13 protein-coding genes are annotated in these 17957 nt (G+C 66.4%); 4 read left to right on the top strand and 9 right to left on the bottom strand.

Going from position 1 to position 17957, the window contains the following annotated elements; translation table 11 throughout:
• Window positions 1–14: 14 nt before the first annotated feature.
• Window positions 15–1271: a phosphoribosylamine--glycine ligase gene (gene purD, locus EG885_RS05995; protein WP_131573578.1), complete on the bottom strand. Its 1257-nt coding sequence runs from the start codon at window positions 1269–1271 to the stop codon at window positions 15–17.
• A gap of 76 nt (window positions 1272–1347) precedes the next feature.
• Between purD and xseA the strand changes: the two genes are divergently transcribed.
• Window positions 1348–2931, top strand: coding sequence for an exodeoxyribonuclease VII large subunit (gene xseA, locus EG885_RS05990; protein WP_131573577.1), 1584 nt, complete (start codon window positions 1348–1350; stop codon window positions 2929–2931).
• A 74-nt stretch (window positions 2932–3005) separates the two neighbouring features.
• On the opposite strand, the gene EG885_RS05985 is transcribed toward xseA, so the two are convergent.
• Window positions 3006–4205, bottom strand: a complete 1200-nt coding sequence (locus EG885_RS05985) for an MFS transporter (RefSeq protein WP_131573576.1) — start codon at window positions 4203–4205, stop codon at window positions 3006–3008.
• Window positions 4206–4213: 8 nt separating this feature from the next.
• Window positions 4214–4858, bottom strand: coding sequence for a bifunctional 4-hydroxy-2-oxoglutarate aldolase/2-dehydro-3-deoxy-phosphogluconate aldolase (eda, locus tag EG885_RS05980; protein WP_131573575.1), 645 nt, complete (start codon window positions 4856–4858; stop codon window positions 4214–4216).
• A gap of 284 nt (window positions 4859–5142) precedes the next feature.
• Here eda and rpsB point away from each other — a divergent pair, with 284 nt between their 5' ends.
• From rpsB to EG885_RS05965, 3 genes are all read left to right on the top strand, one after another.
• Window positions 5143–5928: a 30S ribosomal protein S2 gene (gene rpsB / locus EG885_RS05975; RefSeq protein ID WP_131573574.1), complete on the top strand. Its 786-nt coding sequence runs from the start codon at window positions 5143–5145 to the stop codon at window positions 5926–5928.
• A gap of 85 nt (window positions 5929–6013) precedes the next feature.
• Entirely contained in the window at window positions 6014–6892 is an 879-nt protein-coding gene (gene tsf, locus EG885_RS05970) for a translation elongation factor Ts (protein ID WP_131573573.1), read from the top strand.
• A gap of 396 nt (window positions 6893–7288) precedes the next feature.
• Window positions 7289–8989, top strand: a complete 1701-nt coding sequence (locus EG885_RS05965; RefSeq protein ID WP_131573572.1) for a hypothetical protein — start codon at window positions 7289–7291, stop codon at window positions 8987–8989.
• Between the two features lie 7 nt (window positions 8990–8996).
• Here EG885_RS05965 and opgC read toward each other — a convergent pair whose 3' ends face one another.
• From opgC to EG885_RS05935, 6 genes are all read right to left on the bottom strand, one after another.
• The gene (gene opgC / locus EG885_RS05960) at window positions 8997–10139 is read right to left on the bottom strand and encodes an OpgC domain-containing protein (protein WP_131573571.1); all 1143 of its coding nucleotides are present in this window, start codon (window positions 10137–10139) and stop codon (window positions 8997–8999) included.
• Complete coding sequence (gene mdoH, locus EG885_RS05955; protein ID WP_131573570.1) at window positions 10136–12286, bottom strand: glucans biosynthesis glucosyltransferase MdoH; 2151 nt, start codon at window positions 12284–12286, stop codon at window positions 10136–10138. The genes opgC and mdoH overlap by 4 nt, the downstream gene beginning before the upstream one ends.
• Window positions 12283–13785 carry an OpgD/OpgG family glucan biosynthesis protein gene (locus tag EG885_RS05950; protein WP_242679526.1) on the bottom strand — a complete coding sequence of 501 codons (1503 nt, stop codon included), beginning with the start codon at window positions 13783–13785 and terminating at the stop codon, window positions 12283–12285. The genes mdoH and EG885_RS05950 overlap by 4 nt, the downstream gene beginning before the upstream one ends.
• Before the next feature lie 225 nt (window positions 13786–14010).
• The gene (gene ptsP / locus EG885_RS05945) at window positions 14011–16257 is read right to left on the bottom strand and encodes a phosphoenolpyruvate--protein phosphotransferase (protein WP_131573568.1); all 2247 of its coding nucleotides are present in this window, start codon (window positions 16255–16257) and stop codon (window positions 14011–14013) included.
• Window positions 16258–16316: 59 nt separating this feature from the next.
• On the bottom strand, window positions 16317–17573 hold the full coding sequence (locus EG885_RS05940; RefSeq protein ID WP_131573567.1) for an aspartate kinase: 1257 nt from the start codon (window positions 17571–17573) through the stop codon (window positions 16317–16319).
• Between the two features lie 134 nt (window positions 17574–17707).
• Window positions 17708–17957, bottom strand: a 250-nt coding sequence (locus tag EG885_RS05935) for a DUF1178 family protein (RefSeq protein WP_131573566.1), incomplete at its 5' end; no start/stop codon positions are given.

Below are 17957 nucleotides of genomic sequence, written 5' to 3'. Positions count from 1 at the left end.
AGGGGCTGGGGGTGCTAGAGGGCGCGCCAGCCGATGTCGCGGCGGCAGAAGCCTTGCGGCCAGTCGATGGCGTCGATCAGAGCATAGGCACGCTGATGCGCCTCGGCCAGGGTCGCGCCGCGTCCGGTGCAGCCCAGCACGCGCCCGCCGGTGGCGATGATGGTGCCGTCGCGTTCGGCGGTTCCGGCGTGGAAGGTCATCTGGAAGCTGGTTTCGGGCAGGGCTTTCAGGCCGCGGATTTCGGTGCCTTTGGCATAGGGGCCGGGATAGCCTTGGGCAGCCATGACCACGGTCAGCGCGTGATCATCGGCCCAGGTGACGCCGGTCTGCGACAGCCGCCCCTCGGCGCAGGCCAGAAGCAGGTCCAGCGCCTGTCCGCCAAGCCGCATCATCAGGGCCTGACATTCGGGATCACCGAAGCGGACATTGTATTCGACCAGCCGCGCCTGTCCGTCGCTGATCATCAGCCCGGCATAGAGGACGCCCTGAAACGGTGTGCCGCGTCGCGCCATTTCTGCGATGGTCGGGCGCACGATGCGATCCATGACCTGATCCTGAAGCGCGGGGGTCAGCACCGGCGCAGGGCTGTAGGCGCCCATGCCGCCGGTATTGGGGCCGGTATCGCCCATGCCCACCCGCTTGTGGTCCTGCGCGGTGCCGATGGGCAGGCAGTCGGTCCCGTCGCTGAGGATGAAGAAGCTGGCCTCTTCGCCGGGCATGAAATCCTCGATCACCACCGACATTTCGCCGAATTCGCCGTCAAAGATGGAATCGATGGCGGCATGCGCCTGATCGATGGTTTCGGCCACGGTGACGCCCTTGCCCGCCGCCAGCCCGTCGGCCTTGATCACGATGGGCGCGCCGCGTGCGGTCACGTCTTCGCGCGCCGCCGCCGCATCGGTGAACCGCGCCCAGGCTGCCGTGGGCGCCCCGCAGGCGTCACAGATTTCCTTGGTGAAGGTCTTGGACGCCTCCAGCTGGGCGGCGGCCTGCGAGGGGCCGAAGACCAGAAACCCGGCCTCGCGCAGCGCATCCGAGACCCCGGCGGCTAGCGGTGCCTCGGGGCCCACGACGACGAAATCCACGGCGTTGCCTTGGGCGAATTCCAGCACATCGGCGCGCGACAGCACGTCCAGATCGGCGCATTCCGCAACCCCCGCGATGCCCGCATTGCCCGGCGCCACGATCAGCCGGTCGCATTTCGGGTTTTGCCGGATGGCCCATGCCAACGCATGTTCGCGCCCGCCGCCGCCCAGGATCAGGATATTCATCTGCCGCCCTTTCGCTTGACCTTGCGGCGTTCTAGTCTGGTGGGCCAAGGGGAACAAGCTGCATGGACCTGCCCGGATGGACCTGATCGATGACGATGCCCCGGATGACGGGGCCGCTGGCAACAATGCCCATGCCTTTACCGTGTCCGAACTGTCGGGCGCCCTCAAGCGCAGCATCGAGGATCAGTTCGGCCGCGTCCGGGTCCGGGCCGAGGTCGGGCGTGTGTCGCGGCCCGGCTCCGGGCATCTGTATTTTGATCTCAAGGACGACCGGGCCGTGCTGGCCGCCGTGACGTGGAAGGGTCAGGCAGCGCGGCTGATCCAGACCCCGGAAGAGGGAATGGAGGTCATCGCCACGGGCCGACTGACGACCTTTCCGGGCCAGTCCAAATATCAGATGATCGTCGATCAGATCGAACCTGCGGGGCAGGGCGCGCTGATGGCGATGCTGGAAAAGCGCCGCCGCGCACTGGCCGCCGAGGGGCTGTTCGATCAGGACCGCAAGCGCGCCCTGCCGTTTCTGCCGCGCGTGATCGGGGTGGTCACCTCGCCCTCGGGGGCGGTGATCCGCGACATCCTGCATCGGTTGCGGGAACGCTTTCCGACCCGGGTTCTGATCTGGCCGGTGGCGGTTCAGGGCAAGGATTGCGCGCCGCAGGTGGCCGCCGCGATCCGGGGCTTCAACGCGCTTGGGGATGATGGCCCGGTGCCGCGTCCCGATCTGATCATCGTCGCGCGGGGCGGCGGCAGTCTGGAGGATCTGTGGGGCTTCAACGAAGAGATCGTCGTGCGCGCCGCCGCCGACAGCGCCATCCCGCTGATCTCGGCGGTGGGGCATGAGACCGACACGACGCTGATCGATTTCGCCTCGGACCGGCGCGCGCCGACGCCGACGGCCGCTGCAGAAATCGCCGTCCCCGTCCGGGCCGAGCTGGCCGCGCGGATGGCCGAGGCTGGCGCCCGCATGGCCCGCGCCAATGCCCATGGGCTGCAACGCCCGCGCCAAAGGCTGCGCGATCTGGCCCGCGCGATGGGCCGCCCCTCGGCCTTGACCGAAGGGCCGCGTCAGCGTCTGGACCTGTGGGGCGCGCGGCTGGACCCGGCCCTGCGCCAGTCGCTGCACCGGCGCCGCGACCGGCTGGCGGCCCGGCCCATGCCTGCGGCCACGCTGCGCCAGTTCACCGCCGCCAAGCGCCACGGGCTGGACCGCGCGGCCACCCGGCTGGACGTGGCCCGCAGCCGCCGTCTGGAACGCCCCCGCGACCGCCTGACCCAGTTGCAGGAACGTCTGGACAGCTCTCTGAAGCGGGTCGAGGCTGTGGCCCGCAGTGCCACCCGGCAGCAGCGCGCCCGGCTGGTCGAACTGGATGGTCGCCTCGGTGCCGGATTGCGCCGCGCCCTGTCGCAACGCGGCGATGCGCTGACCCGCCTTGACCGGATGCGCCAGTCGCTTGGGCCCGACGAAACCCTGCGCCGCGGCTTCGTGATCGTGCGCACCCCCGATGGCCGCGTCGTCACCGCCCCCGAGGCCGCGCAGCAATCCCCGCGACTGGAGCTGCAATTCGCAGGCGACCGCCGCATCCCGGTCCGCCCCGAGGGCGCCCCCGACAAACCCAAACGCCGCAAACCCGCAGCGCCGGAACAAAAAACTCTGATCTAGCGCTTCTTCTTCATGAAAATATCCCACAGGGGTCCGGGGGTGTGAACCCCCCGGTCCTCACGCCGCCACAATCCTCACGCCGGTCTTGGCCGCATCACCAGCCAGATCAGCGCCGCACCGGCCAGCACCAGAAACGGCAGCATCGCCAGATTGACCGCGCTCCACCCCGCCTGCACGGTTCCGCCCGAACAGTTCATTAGCCCGCCCGACGACAGCGAGGCCAGGAACACCCCACCAAAGACCACGAAATCGTTCATCCCCTGCACCCGGCCCCGTTCGGACGGGGCATGGGCACGGGTCAGCATGGTGGTCGCGCCGATATAGCCGAAGTTCCAGCCGATCCCCAGCAGCACCAGCGCGACATAGAACTGCTCCAACGCGATGCCCGACAGGGCGACCGCCCCGGCCGAGGCCAGAATGACCAGCCCCAGCCCGACGATCCGTTCCGCCCCAAAGCGGGTGATCAGATACCCGGTCACGAAACTGGGGGCGAACATGGCCAGCACATGCGCGCTGACGATATTGGCGGCATCGGCTGTGTCATAGCCGCAGCCCACCACCGCCAGCGGCGTCGAGGTCATCACCAGGTTCATCAGCGCATAGGACACCATCGCGCAGATCATCGACACGGCGATGGCGGGGCTGCGCAGGATCTGACCCATCGGGCGCCCGGCGGCGGCGCCGGGCAGGGGGGCGGGTGGACGCGGGATGTCCAGAAAGGCGAACAGGAACGGCCCCGTCAGGTTCAGCGCGATCACCGCCAGATAGGTGGCCAGGAACGGCACGACGGTCAGATCGCTGGTCAGCCGCACCAGTGCCGGGCCGATGATCGCGGCGGCCAGACCGCCCGCCATGACCAGACTGATCGCGCGGGGGGCGTAATCCTCGGGCGCGGTATCGGTCGCGGCAAAGCGATAGAAGCCCTGGGCCGACATATAGATGCCGGTCAGCATGGAACCCGCCATGAACAGCCAGAACGACCCGATCCACAAGGCCGAAGCCGCCACCGCCGCCCCCAGGCCTCCGGCCAGCACGGCCAGCAGGAACCCCGCCTGCCGCCCCCGCGCCTGCATGAAGCGCGACAGGGGCCGCGCCGACAGCGCGGACCCCAGAATGATCATCGACAGGGGCAGGGTCGCGATGCAGGGGTTCGGGGCCAGCATCTGCCCCGCCAGCCCGCCCACGATGAAGATGACCGACATCTGCGCGCCCAGAATCGCCTGAGCCAGCACAAGGATCAGGGTGTTTCGGCGGGCGCGCGCCAGATCGCTCATGATGCCCGTCAGCCGCGGGGCAGGGCGGCGGCGGTGCGGGCGCGGTCCTCGATCGCCTGCCAGTTGCCTGCGGCGACATCGGCATCGGTGACGATCCAGCTGCCGCCCACGCAGATCACATTGGGCAGCGACAGATAGCTGTGGGCATTCTGGGGCGACACGCCGCCGGTCGGGCAGAAACTGATGCGCGGCAGCGGGCCTGCCAGCGACTTCAGCGCGGGCGCCCCGCCCACGGCCTCGGCGGGAAAGAATTTCAGCATGTCAAAGCCCGCCTCGGACGCCCGCATCACCTCGGAGGCGGTGACGGCGCCCGGCAGCAGCGGCAGTTCCAGATCGGCGCAGGCGGCGATCAGGCGGTCGGTCAGGCCCGGAGAGACGGCGAATTTCGCCCCCGCATCCTTGGCGCGTTTGGCGTCGTCGGGCGTCAGCACGGTGCCCGCGCCGACATGCCCGCCCTCGATCCCCGCCATGGCGCGGATCGCGTCCAGCGCCGCGTCGGATCGCAGCGTCACCTCCAGCACCGGCAATCCGCCGGTGACCAGCGCGCGGGCCAGATCGGCGGCGCGGGTGGCATCGCGGATGACGATGACCGGGATCACCGGGGCCAGCTGGCACAGGGCCTTGGTTTTCTGCGACTGGATTTCGGGGGTCATGGCGCACCTGCAGGTCGGGAAAAATCGCCCCGAACCTGAACCGAAAGCCCACGACGATGCAAGCGAAAGACAGCCCCCCGGGGCGTCTTTGTTAACGCTATCGGACCATGCCCCGGGGCGCGCGATTTGCGAATCCGCTTGCATCGGCGGCGTGCGCGGTCTAAGGCGCGCTCACTTCACAGGCAGGGGCGGGCCTTTTGCGGGAGATATCCGCACAAGGTCCACCGGTTGGGGCATTCGCCCTGAGATCCCTTGCCAAGGCGCAAACCGGAAAGGACACTGTCATGGCGCTTCCCGAATTCACGCTGCGTCAGCTTTTGGAAGCTGGCGTTCACTATGGTCACCAGACCCAACGCTGGAACCCCCGTATGGGCGAGTTCATCTATGGTGACCGCAACGGCATTCACATCCTCGACCTGACGCAGACGCTGCCCATGCTGGACGCAGCCCTGCAGGTCGTGCGCGATACGGTCGCCAAGGGCGGCCGCGTGCTGTTCGTCGGCACAAAGCGTCAGGCTCAGCGTTCGATCGCCGAGGCGGCTGAAAAGTCGGCACAGTTCTATATGAACCACCGCTGGCTGGGCGGCACGCTGACCAACTGGAAAACCGTCAGCCAGTCGATCAACCGCCTGAAGGCGATCGACGAGACAATGGCCGGTGGCGCCGAAGGCCTGACCAAGAAAGAGCGCCTGCAGCTGGAGCGCGAGCAATCGAAACTGCAAGCCTCGCTTGGCGGCATCCGCGACATGGGCGGCCTTCCCGACCTGATCTTCGTCATCGACGTGAACAAGGAAGACCTTGCCATTCTGGAAGCCAAAAAGCTGGGCATTCCGGTCGTGGCCGTGGTCGACACCAACTGCTCGCCCGATGGCATCGACTATATCATTCCGGGCAATGACGATGCGGCCCGCGCCATCTCGCTCTATTGCGATCTGGTCAGCCGCGCCGCCCTTGACGGGATGACCGCGCATATGGGCGCTTCGGGCGTCGATCTGGGCTCGCTGGCCGATGCACCGGAAGAGCTGATGGAAGACGCGCCCGCCGCCGAAGAGGCTGTGGCCGAGGCCTGATCCGCAGGGATCAACCCCATTTCATCGAATTGTCGTCAGGCGGGGATATGCCCCGCCTGACGCGTTGATCACAGAGGAGACGGATATGGCAATCACCGCAGCGATGGTGAAGGAACTGCGCGAGATGACCGGCGCAGGCATGATGGACGCCAAGAAAGCCCTGACCGAGACCGAAGGCGACATGGAAGCCGCCGTCGACTGGCTGCGCGCCAAGGGTCTGTCGAAAGCCGCCAAGAAATCGGGCCGCGTGGCCGCCGAAGGTCTGGTCGCCGTCGCCGTCAAGGATGGCAAGGGCGTCGCGGTCGAGGTGAACTCGGAAACCGATTTCGTCGGCAAGAACGAAGAATTCCAGGCCATGGTGCGCAAGATCGCCCAGGCCGCGCTTGAGGTCGACGATGTCGAGGCGCTGAAGGCCGCGACGATCGACGGCAAGCCCGTTTCGGAAATCCTGACCGACGCGATCGCCAAGATCGGCGAGAACATGTCCCTGCGCCGCATGGTCGTCGTGACTGCGCCGACCGTCGTGCATTATGTGCATAACGCGGCCACCGATGGCATGGGCAAGATCGGCGTTCTGGTCGGTCTGGACGGCGGCAATGCCGAGATCGGTCGTCAGATCGCGATGCATGTCGCGGCCACTGCGCCCGCCTCGCTTGGCGAGGCCGATCTGGACCCCGCTCTGGTCGAGCGTGAAAAGCAGGTTCTGACCGAGCAGGCCCGCGAATCGGGCAAGCCCGATGCCGTCATCGCCAAGATGATCGAAGGCCGGATGAAGAAGTTCTTTGAAGAGGTCACGCTGACCGGTCAGAAATTCGTCATCAACCCCGACCTGACCGTGGCGGAAGCCGCCAAGGAACAGGGCGCCACCATCGTGGGCTTTGCCCGCGTCGCCGTCGGCGAAGGCATCGAGAAGAAGGAAGAGGATTTCGCAGCCGAGGTCGCTAAGACCCTCAGCGGCGCCTGATCCCCCTCTGATCTGATCGCGACTGACAATGCCGGCCCCGGATATCTCCGGCGGCCGGCATTTTTCTGTCCCGGGTCTGCTCGGTGGCGGCGCCGGTCAAGGCAACCCAACCTGACGCCGCCTGTTCCTGACACCGAAATGTCACCACTCACGGAACAGCCCGATCAGACGCCATGCAGCCGCGAAGTGAAACGGTGGAAAACCTTACCGTTTGGGCAAATTCTGCAAATGATCCGGTTCATCTTTGATGGTCCGACCGGTTTTGCGGCACTTTGGTGATCGCAGTCGCCCCCGTGCGGCCCCCGATTCGCGCCTATGTCGCAGGGAATTGTGGATAAACCGTCTCGACTAGCGGGCAATTCCCTGCGACGTTTAAAGACCAATCAGGGATGCCTTATGAAACGACGTAGCCTTCTTTTGCTGGGCGCTGCCGCCTGTCTTCCCATTCCGGTGGCGGTTCTTGGACGCGGCGGGGCGGCCCTTGCGCAGGGCACGGGCGCTGCGGGGCCCGTGCCGGTCGCGGTCGGATTGTCCGGCATCGCCGATTGGGAGGCTGCGCAGCCCTTCATCGACGTCTTCCGCCACAGCCGGGAATGGATGGGCCGCAGGCCCGACGAATTCGTGTCCCACACCCATGCTCAGCTGGCCGAGGGCGGGCATCTGGACGAAGGCGGCTGGCCCGTCAGCATCCCCGATGATGCGACCTCGGTCGGTACGGTGATCCTGTGCGACCTGGCGGCCGACGATACCAGCCTGAGCGGCCATTACCGGATGACGTGGGACGGCGCGGCCACCGTCGCGATCAACGGCACCTGCACGAATGTGACGCAGGGCGAGGGTTGGGCCGAATTCGACTATGAAACCTCGGATAGCGGGATCGTGGTGGTCGATCTGTCCGATCTGGCCCCGGGCAATCCGGCACGCAATTTCCGCTGCATCCACGCATCGTTGCAGGCCGCCCATGACGACGGTCAGATCTTTCGCCCCGTCTGGCTGGACCTGATCCGCAGCTTTGGGGTGATCCGGTTCATGGACTGGATGGCCACGAACAACAGCACCGTGTCGGACTGGTCCGACCGGCCCACCCTGACCTCGGCCACCTGGACATTCGGCGTGCCGGTCGAGGTGATGGTGACCCTTGCCAATGATCTGGGCGTCGATCCGTGGTTCTGCTTTCCGCATCTGGCCACCGACGATTACATCACCCGCTTTGCCAGCTATGTCCGCGACAATCTGGACCCCGGGCTGCGCGCCTATTACGAATATTCGAACGAGGTCTGGAATTTCCAGTTCGAACAGTGCCACTGGGCGCTGCAGCAGGCCGAGGCCTTGTGGCCGGGCCAAGGCGACGGCTGGATGCAGGTCTATGGCGGCAAGTCGGCAGATATGGCCGTGCTGCTGGATGCGGTCTATGGCTGCGATGCCAGCCGCTATCGCAAGGTCATCACCGCCCATACCGCATGGATCGATCTGAACCATTCGGCGCTGGACGCCCCCTTGTGGGTCGCCGCCGAAACAGGGCGCCAGCCGCCCAAGACGCATTTCGACGCCTATGCCGTCACCGGCTATTTCGACGGTGGCCTCGGGCGTCCGGCCAATGTGCCCCTGATCCAGTCATGGCGCGAGATGGGCGAACCACAGGCCTTCGCCCTGATGGCCGAACAGGTGCTGGACGGTCGTCATGTGTCGGGCGAGGAGGCCGGGACCACGATGGATGGCCTGCAAGCCATGTGGGAGGCGCAGAAGGCCATTGCCGACGATGCCGGGCTGGCGCTGGTCATGTACGAGGGGGGCAGCCATGTCACCCCCGACCATGACGCGCTGGAGGCCGATCCCGGTCTGCTGAATTTCTATACGCGGTTTCATTACTCGGACCAGATGGGCCAGTTGTACACGCAGGCCCTGACCCGCTTTGCCGAAGCCGGGGGCGAATTCTTCAACGTCTTTGTCGAGGTGGCAGGTCCGGGCCGCGCCGGGTTCTGGGGCGCGCGGCGCCATGTGATGGACGACAACCCGCGCTGGAACGCCATCATCGACTACAACGCCACCACGACCCGCCAAGCCCGTCCTGTCGAGGCCGAGGCCTCCTGCCCCTGAGGGCCCGTCAGGCGGGGCGCTTTCTGGCGGCGCGGCGGTCTTTCAGGGCGCGCTGCCACGGGGCGCCAAAATCCAGCCACAGGGCCGACAGCCACCATAGCGTCAGACAGGCCCACAGATCGACCATCAGCCGCTGCCAGATCGGCTGATCGGCGGGGGTCATCTGAAACGCATCGCCCAGCACCGACAGCAGCACGCAGGCGACAAAGGAAAACAGCCCGCCCTTGCCGATCTGCTGCAGCGCGACACCGGGGCGGGTGGCGGCCAGCTTTTCCATCACTCGCGCCAAGGGCACCGCCACCAGCCATGCGGCGGCGACGATGGCCAGATAGCGGGTGCCGTCCAGGCTCCATTTGTCGATCGTGCCATAGACCTGCATCAGCGCGCGGCGAAACTCCAGCGCCGGTTCGCCGATGCGGGCGCCGATGACGATGGCGCTGCCAAAGGCGAACATGCCCAAGGCCAGCACGGTCACCACATGGCGCCACGGCCACAGGGTTTCCATGATCCGCTGGCGGAACAATCCCATCGCCACGCCGGTATAGAACAGCATCTGCCAGCCGAACGGGTTGAACAGGAACCCGTTTTCGACCCGGTGATTGGGCACCATCGCGTTCAGCTGTGGCGCATGCCACCACAGGGCCACCGAGCCGAGGGCCACCAGCCACGGCCAGCGCAGCATCGCGGGCACGACGATCAGCGACAGGGTGATCAGGATCACATAGACCGCCAGCACATCGATGATGTTGGGCTGCACCCAGAATGTCGCGACCGTGCCGATGAACCCAAGCGGATTTTCCAGCACCCAGATCGCATATTGGTTCCAGATCGCCGTATGGGGCCGGTCCACGGCCAGCAGCGCCGCCGACAGCAGCGCCATCAGCACGGCACCGATAATCATCGCGCGCCAGACCTCGAAGGCACGGCGGGCAAAGCGGCGCTGCACCATGCGGCGCCCCTCGCGCGCCTCGAGGCCGCGCCAGACGATGCCGACCAGAAAGCCCGACAGCAGCACGAACATCTCGGACGCATCGAAGATCGAGAAATTGGGCAGCGTCACATGCCGCATCGCCGAGATCGGCATGTGGTTGACCATGATGCTGACCAGCGCATAGCCGCGCAGCATATCCAGCGCGATAACACGGTTCATGCGGGCAGGCGGCTCCACCGGGTCAGGAGCGTCGGGTCCAGCAGCATGGCGTCGGTCTCGGGCGCGTCCAGATCGTCCAGCGCCTGCGCGCGCGTCGCGGCATGGTCGATCTTGGCGCCTGCGGTGACGCGGGCCAGCCGCAACGGGCGCGGCAGATCATCGGGCAGCGGCGCCAGCATGGCGACATGGCGGGCCAGCAGGTCGGGATCATCCCCAAGCCGCATCAACCCGTTCCGGCCCGGCACCGGGCGGGGCAGGCTGCGCGAAATCGCGGCGGCCTCGGTCAGGATGGCGGGGGGATCGCGTTCCTCGGGGGTGACCAGCAGCCCGCGCAGCCGCGCCCACCGGCCAAAGACCGGGCTGGCCGACAGGCGCGAGGTCAGCGGCGACAGGATCAGCCCGGCCAAAATCGGCGACAGCCAGATCAGCTGTTCGGGCGAAAACGTCGCCAGCACCAAAAGCGTCAGCGCGCCCAGCACCACATGCGCCCAGTGATGGCGCGCCACGACCCCCCATGAGGGCATCGATCCGGCGCGGGTCTGCGCGTCCCAGCCACTGTCGCGGCCCGACAGGATCTCGAAGATCTGGCGGGTCTGAACCAGCATCTGCACGGGCGCGATCAGGGCCGACAGGATGGTTTCAAAGATCGCGCTGGTAAAGATGCGCACCCGGCCACCGGAATTGCGCGCCAGAGGCCGCATCCAGGCGCGGAAGGTGGCGATGAACTTGGGCAGCAGCAGCAGCGTCATCGCGCCCGCGAACAGCCACAGCATCCGGCGGCTGTCAAAGACCGGCCATTCGGGAAACAGCTGATAAGCGTTCGGGAAATATTCCGGCGTGGACAACAGCACCGTGGCCGACAGGACCAGACCCACAAGGATCAGCGCCAGCCACAGGGGGCTCATCAGAAAGCCCATGATGCCGATGATGAAATGCGCCCGGCTGAGACCGCGCAAGCCGCGGATGCGCAGCAGGCGGGAATGCTGCAGGTTGCCCTGCGCCCACCGGCGTTCCCGCGCGGCCATGTCCAGCAGCGTCGGCGGGCAACCCTCATAGCTGCCGCGCAGGTCGTGATCCAGCCGCACGGTCCATCCGGCACGGCACATCGCCGCCGCCTCGACGAAATCGTGGCTGAGGATGGTACCGCCGAAGGGCGGCTGGCCGGGCAGGGTGGGCAGACCGCAGGCGCGGGCAAAAGCCTCGACCCGGATGATGGCGTTGTGACCCCAGTAATTGCCGGTATTGCCCGACCATGCGGCCACGCCGCGCGCGATCATCGGGCCATAGACCCGGCCCGCGAACTGGGTCAGCCGGGCAAAGATCGTCTCGCCTCCGACCAGCATCGGCATGGTCTGGATCAGGCCCATGCGCGGATCGGCATTCATGCGCGCCGACAGCGCCTTGATCGTGGCGCCCGACATCACGCTGTCGGCGTCCAGCACGACCATCTGGTCATAGCGTCCGCCCCAGTTGCGCACGAATTGCGCCAGATTGCCGGATTTGCGATCCTCGTTGGTCAGGCGGCGGCGATACCAGATCGGCAAGGGCGACAGGGCGCGGGCGGCATCGATCACCAGCGTCTCGTTCACCGCGATATCGGGATTGCGGGTGTCGGACAGCACGAAGATCTCGGCCCCGGTCATGCCAAGGGCGTCCATCTCGCGCGCAAGGGCCACCAGCAAGCCGGTGCTGACTGCCACATCCTCGTGATAGATTGGCATGACGACCACCAGCCGCGCCTCGTTTGGACCGTCGGGGGTGGTCAGGGCCGGGGCCAGAAACCCCGCCAGAGAGCCGCAGAAGGAAAACCCGACCCATGCGAATGTCGGCACGAACAGCACCAGCAGGGCGATCTGCATCGGCGTCGGATTGGCGCCAAAGGCCGCCAGCATCTGAGTAAAGCCGATGACGGCCAGCGCCGCCATGCCGCCAAAGGCGATCAGCCGTGCCAGCCAGACCCTGAGGCCGTTGGTCTGCCGACCCGGCCCGCCGTGCGGTGCCGCCGCGAAATCCTGCACCGGCATCGCCAGCGGCGCCAGCGGCGGCACGATGGCCGGGGTCACGCCCCGGCCCGCCGCCCGATCTGCCGCCCGATCCGTCACCGCGTCGGGGCCGCTTGCCTGCGGCATGTCGGGGGCCAGGGTCATGCGGTCCAGCGCGTCAGCCAGGTCTCGCTCAGCGCAAGCCCGTCGGGATCGGTCAGCACGGCCTGCAATTCGGCCAGCTCGATGCGGCCCGGCTCGAATTCAAAGGCCAGCCGCAGGGCGTTCTGTTCGGGCAACGCCTTGATATAGGCATGCACGATCCGCCCGTCCGAGGCGCTGACCTGATAATTCGGCAGGGTTTCGCGGAACATGCCCAGATCGAAATCGATGACATAGCTGCGCGTCGTTTCGACATTGATCGACCGGCCCGACCGGACCTGCCGCACCTTGGCAAGGGGCAACTCGCTTGGCGGCAGGGCCGCGAAACTCATCCGATAGCGGAATTCGCGGCGTTCGCCCCGGATCAGCGGCTCTTTGGGCAGCCAATAGCTGACGATATTGTCATTGAACTCGTTCTCGACCGGGATCTCGATCAGCCGCACCTCGCCCTCGCCCCAGTCCCCGTCGGGTTGGATCCAGGCCGAGGGGCGCAGATGATACATCGCCTCGGCATCCTGATAGGTCTCGAAATCGCGGGGGCGCTGGACCAGACCAAAGCCCTGCGGGTTGGTGTCCACAAAGCTGGACAGCTGGATCTTGCGCGGTGCCATCAGCCCGCGCCACAGCGACTGGCCCGCGCCGGTCTGCATCTGCAACCCGTCACTGTCATGGCAGGCCGGCCGGTAATCGTCGACCTCGCGGCGCGAGGCCGGGCTGAACCAGAACATCGAGGTCAGCGGCGCGATTCCGGTTTCGCGCAGATCGGTGCGCGGGAACAGCGCCACGCGCGTGCGCACCATCGTCACCGCACCGGGCGAGATATCGAACTGGAACGCCGCGGCAACCGACCGGCTGTCGAGGATCGCATAGATGCGGACGGTGTGCTGGCCCGGTTCGGGTTCCACGATCCAGAAATCGGTGAACAGCGGAAATTCCTCGCCATCCGGGCTGCCGGTCTTGATCGCCAGACCGCGGGCGGACAGGCCATACAGCGTGCCACGCGCCACGGCGCGGAAATAGCTGGCGCCCTGAAAGACGGCGAACTCGTCCATGATGCCGGGACGGTTCAGAACCGTACGCATGCGAAAGCCCGACCAGCCCATATTGCCGATCGTGTTCAGATCGGGGCCATCGGGGAATTGCGCGGGATCGAACTCCAGCATCTCGGGGTCGAAGGGGATGGGGCGGGTGACGCCGTCGCGGACCAGATTGATCTGGACCGGTTCGTAAAAGATCGAACCGGGCGACAGCAGGTCCACGCCAAAGGCGGTATGACCGGCCAGCGGGTCCAGATCGCGGCGAAAGCGGATGCCGCGATAATCGTCGTAATCCAGATCGGCAAAGGTGCCGACCAGTTCCGAGATCGGCTGGACATAGACCCGCAAGGACCGCTCCTCGGCCAGCGCGGCGACCTGTTCGAAATCGAACGGCGCCGGCGCGGGCGGGCCAAAGCCCGCCGGCTGATCGTCGGCAGGGGCCTGCGCCTGAGCGGGGACCGCCATCAGCGAACCGCCTGCGGCAAGGGCTGTGGCGGCATTAAGGAATTGACGGCGCTTCATGTGTGGGAATGTCTCGATGGAACCGTTGAAGTATAGGCATCTTGCCGCAGCGCAGCAAGCTTGCTCACCAAGTCGTCAGCTTATCGACCGGGAACGCCCTTGCAAGCAAGAGTGAAACGGCCGGTCGATTCCTTGCCGTCAATGCCTTGTTTGCTGGCGGTCCCTTGCTTACTGGCGGGCCAGCCATGCGGTAACCGGGGCGCGGACCGTCGTCAGCCCCTCGGCCTCGGCCTGATCGATGACGTTGCGTAATCCGGCGATGTCAACGCGGCGGATCAGATGCTTGACCGGCCCGATCGAGGCCGGGCGCATCGACAGCCGCCGGATGCCAAGGGCGGCAAAGACCAGCGCCTCGATCGGGCGCCCGGCATCCTCGCCGCAAAAGGACAAGGGCACCCGCGCCTCGTCGCAACGCGCGATGATCTGGCGCAAGAGCGCCAGAAAGGACACTGACAGCGTGTCATAGCGCCGCCGCACCCGTTCGTTTTCCCGGTCGGCGGCGAAAAAGAACTGTTTCAGGTCATTGCCGCCGATCGAGATGAAATCGCACATCTCGAAGAACCGCTTGGGCGCAAAGGCCATGGACGGCGTTTCCAACATGGCGCCGACCCGGATATCGCTTGGCATCGCGTGGCCAAGCCGTTGTTCGCGCGCCAGTTCCTGCATCAGGATGCGGTGCGCGGCCTCGTATTCTGTGATGTCGGCGACAAAGGGGAACATCACATGCAGCGGCCGCCCGACGGATGCTCGGATCAGCGCCTGCAGCTGCATCCGCAAGACGCCGCGCTTGTCCAGACCGACCCGGATCGCCCGCCAGCCCATCGCCGGATTGGGTTCGTCCTGCGGCTTCATATAGGGCAGCACCTTGTCGGACCCGATATCCAGCGTGCGGAAGATCACCGGCTTGCCCTGCGCATTGTCCATCACCCGGGCATACAGGCCCGCCAGTTCGGCGCGGCGCGGCACATGGCTGCGGATCAGGAACTGCAATTCGGTGCGGAAGAGGCCCACCCCTTCGGCCCCCGACCCCTCCAGCGAGGGCAGGTCGGCCATCAGCCCGGCATTCATGTACAGCTGGACCGTCGTGCCGCAGGTGCCGGTGGCGGGCAGGGTGCGCAGGCTGGCATAGCGGTCCTGCGCCTCGGCCTGCATGGCGATCTTGTCCTGAAACGCCTTGGCGACCGATTCCTCGGGGCGCAGATGCACCACGCCCTGATCGCCATCGACCAGAATCGCATCGCCGTTCAGCGCCTCGGAGGTGATGCGACCCGCATGGATGACCAGCGGAATGGCCAGCGCCCGCGCGACGATCGCGGCATGACTGCCGACCGACCCTTCCTCCAGCACCACGCCGCGCAACCGGCGGCCATATTCCAACAGTTCCGCCGGGCCGATATTGCGCGCCACAAGGATCGGATCGACCGGCATTTCGGCCCCGGTATCGCTGCCTTGCCCGGTCAGGATGCGCAGCAGGCGGTTCGACAGATCGTCCAGATCGTGCAGCCGGTCGCGCAGATAGGGATCGGCGGCCATTTCCAGCCGGGCGCGGGCGGCGGATTGTTCCTTTTCGACGGCGGCCTCGGCGGACAGGCCAAGGCGGATGTCCTCTTCCATCCGCTTCAGCCAGCTGCGCGAATGGGCGAACATCCGATAGGTTTCCAGCACGGCGGCATGTTCGCCCTCGCCGCCCATATCGGCGGCGGCGACCATCTTGTCGACGGTCAGGCGCAGCGTTTCCACGCCTTCGTGCAGGCGGGCATGTTCCTTATCGGGATCGTCGCCCACCGGATTGGCGACGACCACGCGGGGTTCGTGCAGCCAGACATGCCCCTCGGCCGCGCCTTCCTGCCCGGTGGCGCCGCGCAGCATCAGGGGAAAGCGGTGGGCCTGCGGCAGGCTGTCGGAATGGCTGCCCTGAAAGGCGCCCAGTTCGGTCATTTCGGCCAGCACCATGGCGACGACCTCAAGGCCGTAAACCTCGTCATCGCTGAACTGGCGGGCGGTGGCGCATTGCACGACCAGCACGCCAAGGCGTTCGCCGACGCGCTGGATCGGCACGCCCAGAAAGGCGGGGAACACCTCTTCCCCGGTTTCGGGCATGAAGCGGAAACCGGGCTGGGACGGCGCATCGGCGGTGTTCACATGGCGGCCCGTCCGCGCGACGCGGCCCACCAGACCCTCGCCAAGGCGCAGGCGGGTCTGATGCACGGCTTCCGGGCGCAGGCCTTCGGTCGCGCTCAGCTCCAGCGTGTCGGCATCGCGGAACAGATAGATCGAACAGACCTCGGTTCCCATCGAATCGGCAATGTGATGGGTGATCTCGTCCAGACGATCCTGACCGCCGCCTGCGGCCGCCAGAATGTCTTTCAGCCGCCGCAGCAGCTTGCGCGAGTCGCTTTCTGTGCGATCCTGCATTGCCTGGGCCCGCCTTCCGCCTGCCTATGGGCCCCGGTCCGGGGCCGAACGTGCAAGGCTTATGCCTTGTCCAGTTCAAAGGCATCATGCAGCGCCTGCACGGCCAGTTCCATGTATTTCCGGTCGATCAGGACCGAAATCTTGATCTCGCTGGTCGCGATGACCTTGATGTTGACGTTTTCATCGGCCAACGCCTTGAACATGCGCGCGGCGACGCCCGTATGGCTGCGCATGCCGATGCCCACGACGCTGACCTTGGCGACCTCGGTATCCACGACCAGCTCGTCATAGGCGATATGGCCCGACTGGCGCGCCTCTTCCATGGCGCGCTTGGCGCGTTCGACCTGATTGATCGGCACCGAAAAGGTCATGTCGGTCACCGATCCCGGGTGATCGTCGTAATCCTTTTCCGAGATGTTCTGGACGATCATGTCCACATTCACCCCCGCATCGGCCAGAGGCGCAAAGATCGCGGCGGAAATGCCGGGGCGATCCTCGACCGTGACCAGCGTGATCTTGGCCTCGTCGCGCGAAGAGGCGACGCCGTTGACGACTTTCGATTCCATGATTTCATCCTCATCGCAGATCAGCGTGCCGGAATTTTCGTCGGTCTCCTCGAACGAGGACAGCACCCGCAGCCGCACCTTGTAGCGCATCGCCAGTTCCACCGACCGCGTCTGCAGCACCTTGGCACCAAGAGACGCCAGTTCAAGCATTTCCTCGAAGGCGATGCGCGGCAGCTTGCGCGCGCGCGAGGTGATGCGCGGATCGGTCGTATAGACGCCGTCCACATCGGTATAGATATCGCAACGCTCGGCCCCGAAGGCTGCGGCAAAGGCCACGGCGGTCGTGTCCGACCCGCCGCGTCCAAGCGTGGTGATGCGCCCGTCCGGTGCCACGCCCTGAAAGCCCGCGACGACCGCAACCTTGAAGCCCTCGGCGAATTTCTGATCCAGATTGCGGCGCGGGATATCCACGAAGCGGGCGGCGGAATGGGCGGCGGTGGTGTTGATCGGCACCTGCCAGCCCTGCCAGCTGCGCGCGGGCACGCCCATTTCCTGCAGGGTCAGGGCCATCAGTCCGGCGGTCACATTCTCGCCCGAGCTGACGATCGCATCGTATTCGCGCGCATCGAACAAGGGCGAGGTCTGTTCGACCCAGCCCACCAGCTCGTTCGTCTTGCCCGACATGGCGCTGACGATGACGATGACATCATAACCGCGATCAACCTCGCGCTGCACCTTGCGGGCGGCGTTCCTGATCCGGTCCAGATCGGCGACCGAAGTCCCGCCGAATTTCATTACCAGAAGCGGCATCAAGGGCCTCCAGCCAAAGGGTGCGTGTCGGCGGGGCTTTTAGGAGGGCGCGCCGGAAAGGGCAAGGGGCTGCGGGGTTTGGACCGAACCTCTCGACCGATGCGACGGGGCGGTGCGCGGGACGGTACGAGGCGTCAGTTCGTCCGTTTGCGGGGCAGAAAGGGCAGGGGGGCGATGGGCACGCCATCCTCGATCAGGCGTCGGGCCTCTTCGGGGCGGGCCTCGCCATGGATCGCCCGGGCGGGGCGGTCGCCGTCATGCATGGCCCGGGCCTCGGCGGCAAAGCTGAGGCCGACGTAATCCGAACTGGCCTCGATCTTGCGGCGCAAGGCTTCCAGCGCGGCCTCGGCGGGGTTGCGGGGGCTGGACAGGGGGGCCTTGGCG

The sequence above is a fragment of the Paracoccus nototheniae genome (genome assembly GCF_004335005.1).
Lineage (GTDB): Bacteria > Pseudomonadota > Alphaproteobacteria > Rhodobacterales > Rhodobacteraceae > Paracoccus > Paracoccus nototheniae.
This window is presented reverse-complemented; position numbering and strand designations above follow the sequence as displayed.

Bases quoted from the DNA above. Each gene is read 5' to 3' on its own strand.
- xseA (WP_131573577.1), top strand. From the start codon at position 1,348: ATGGACCTGATCGATGACGATGCCCCGGATGACGGGGCCGCTGGCAAC.
- EG885_RS05950 (WP_242679526.1), bottom strand. From the start codon at position 13,785: ATGGCGGTCCCCGCTCAGGCGCAGGCCCCTGCCGACGATCAGCCGGCG.
- ptsP (WP_131573568.1), bottom strand. From the start codon at position 16,257: ATGCAGGATCGCACAGAAAGCGACTCGCGCAAGCTGCTGCGGCGGCTG.
- EG885_RS05965 (WP_131573572.1), top strand. From the start codon at position 7,289: ATGAAACGACGTAGCCTTCTTTTGCTGGGCGCTGCCGCCTGTCTTCCC.
- opgC (WP_131573571.1), bottom strand. From the start codon at position 10,139: ATGAACCGTGTTATCGCGCTGGATATGCTGCGCGGCTATGCGCTGGTC.
- mdoH (WP_131573570.1), bottom strand. From the start codon at position 12,286: ATGACCCTGGCCCCCGACATGCCGCAGGCAAGCGGCCCCGACGCGGTG.
- EG885_RS05940 (WP_131573567.1), bottom strand. From the start codon at position 17,573: ATGCCGCTTCTGGTAATGAAATTCGGCGGGACTTCGGTCGCCGATCTG.
- rpsB (WP_131573574.1), top strand. From the start codon at position 5,143: ATGGCGCTTCCCGAATTCACGCTGCGTCAGCTTTTGGAAGCTGGCGTT.
- EG885_RS05985 (WP_131573576.1), bottom strand. From the start codon at position 4,205: ATGAGCGATCTGGCGCGCGCCCGCCGAAACACCCTGATCCTTGTGCTG.
- tsf (WP_131573573.1), top strand. From the start codon at position 6,014: ATGGCAATCACCGCAGCGATGGTGAAGGAACTGCGCGAGATGACCGGC.
- purD (WP_131573578.1), bottom strand. From the start codon at position 1,271: ATGAATATCCTGATCCTGGGCGGCGGCGGGCGCGAACATGCGTTGGCA.
- eda (WP_131573575.1), bottom strand. From the start codon at position 4,858: ATGACCCCCGAAATCCAGTCGCAGAAAACCAAGGCCCTGTGCCAGCTG.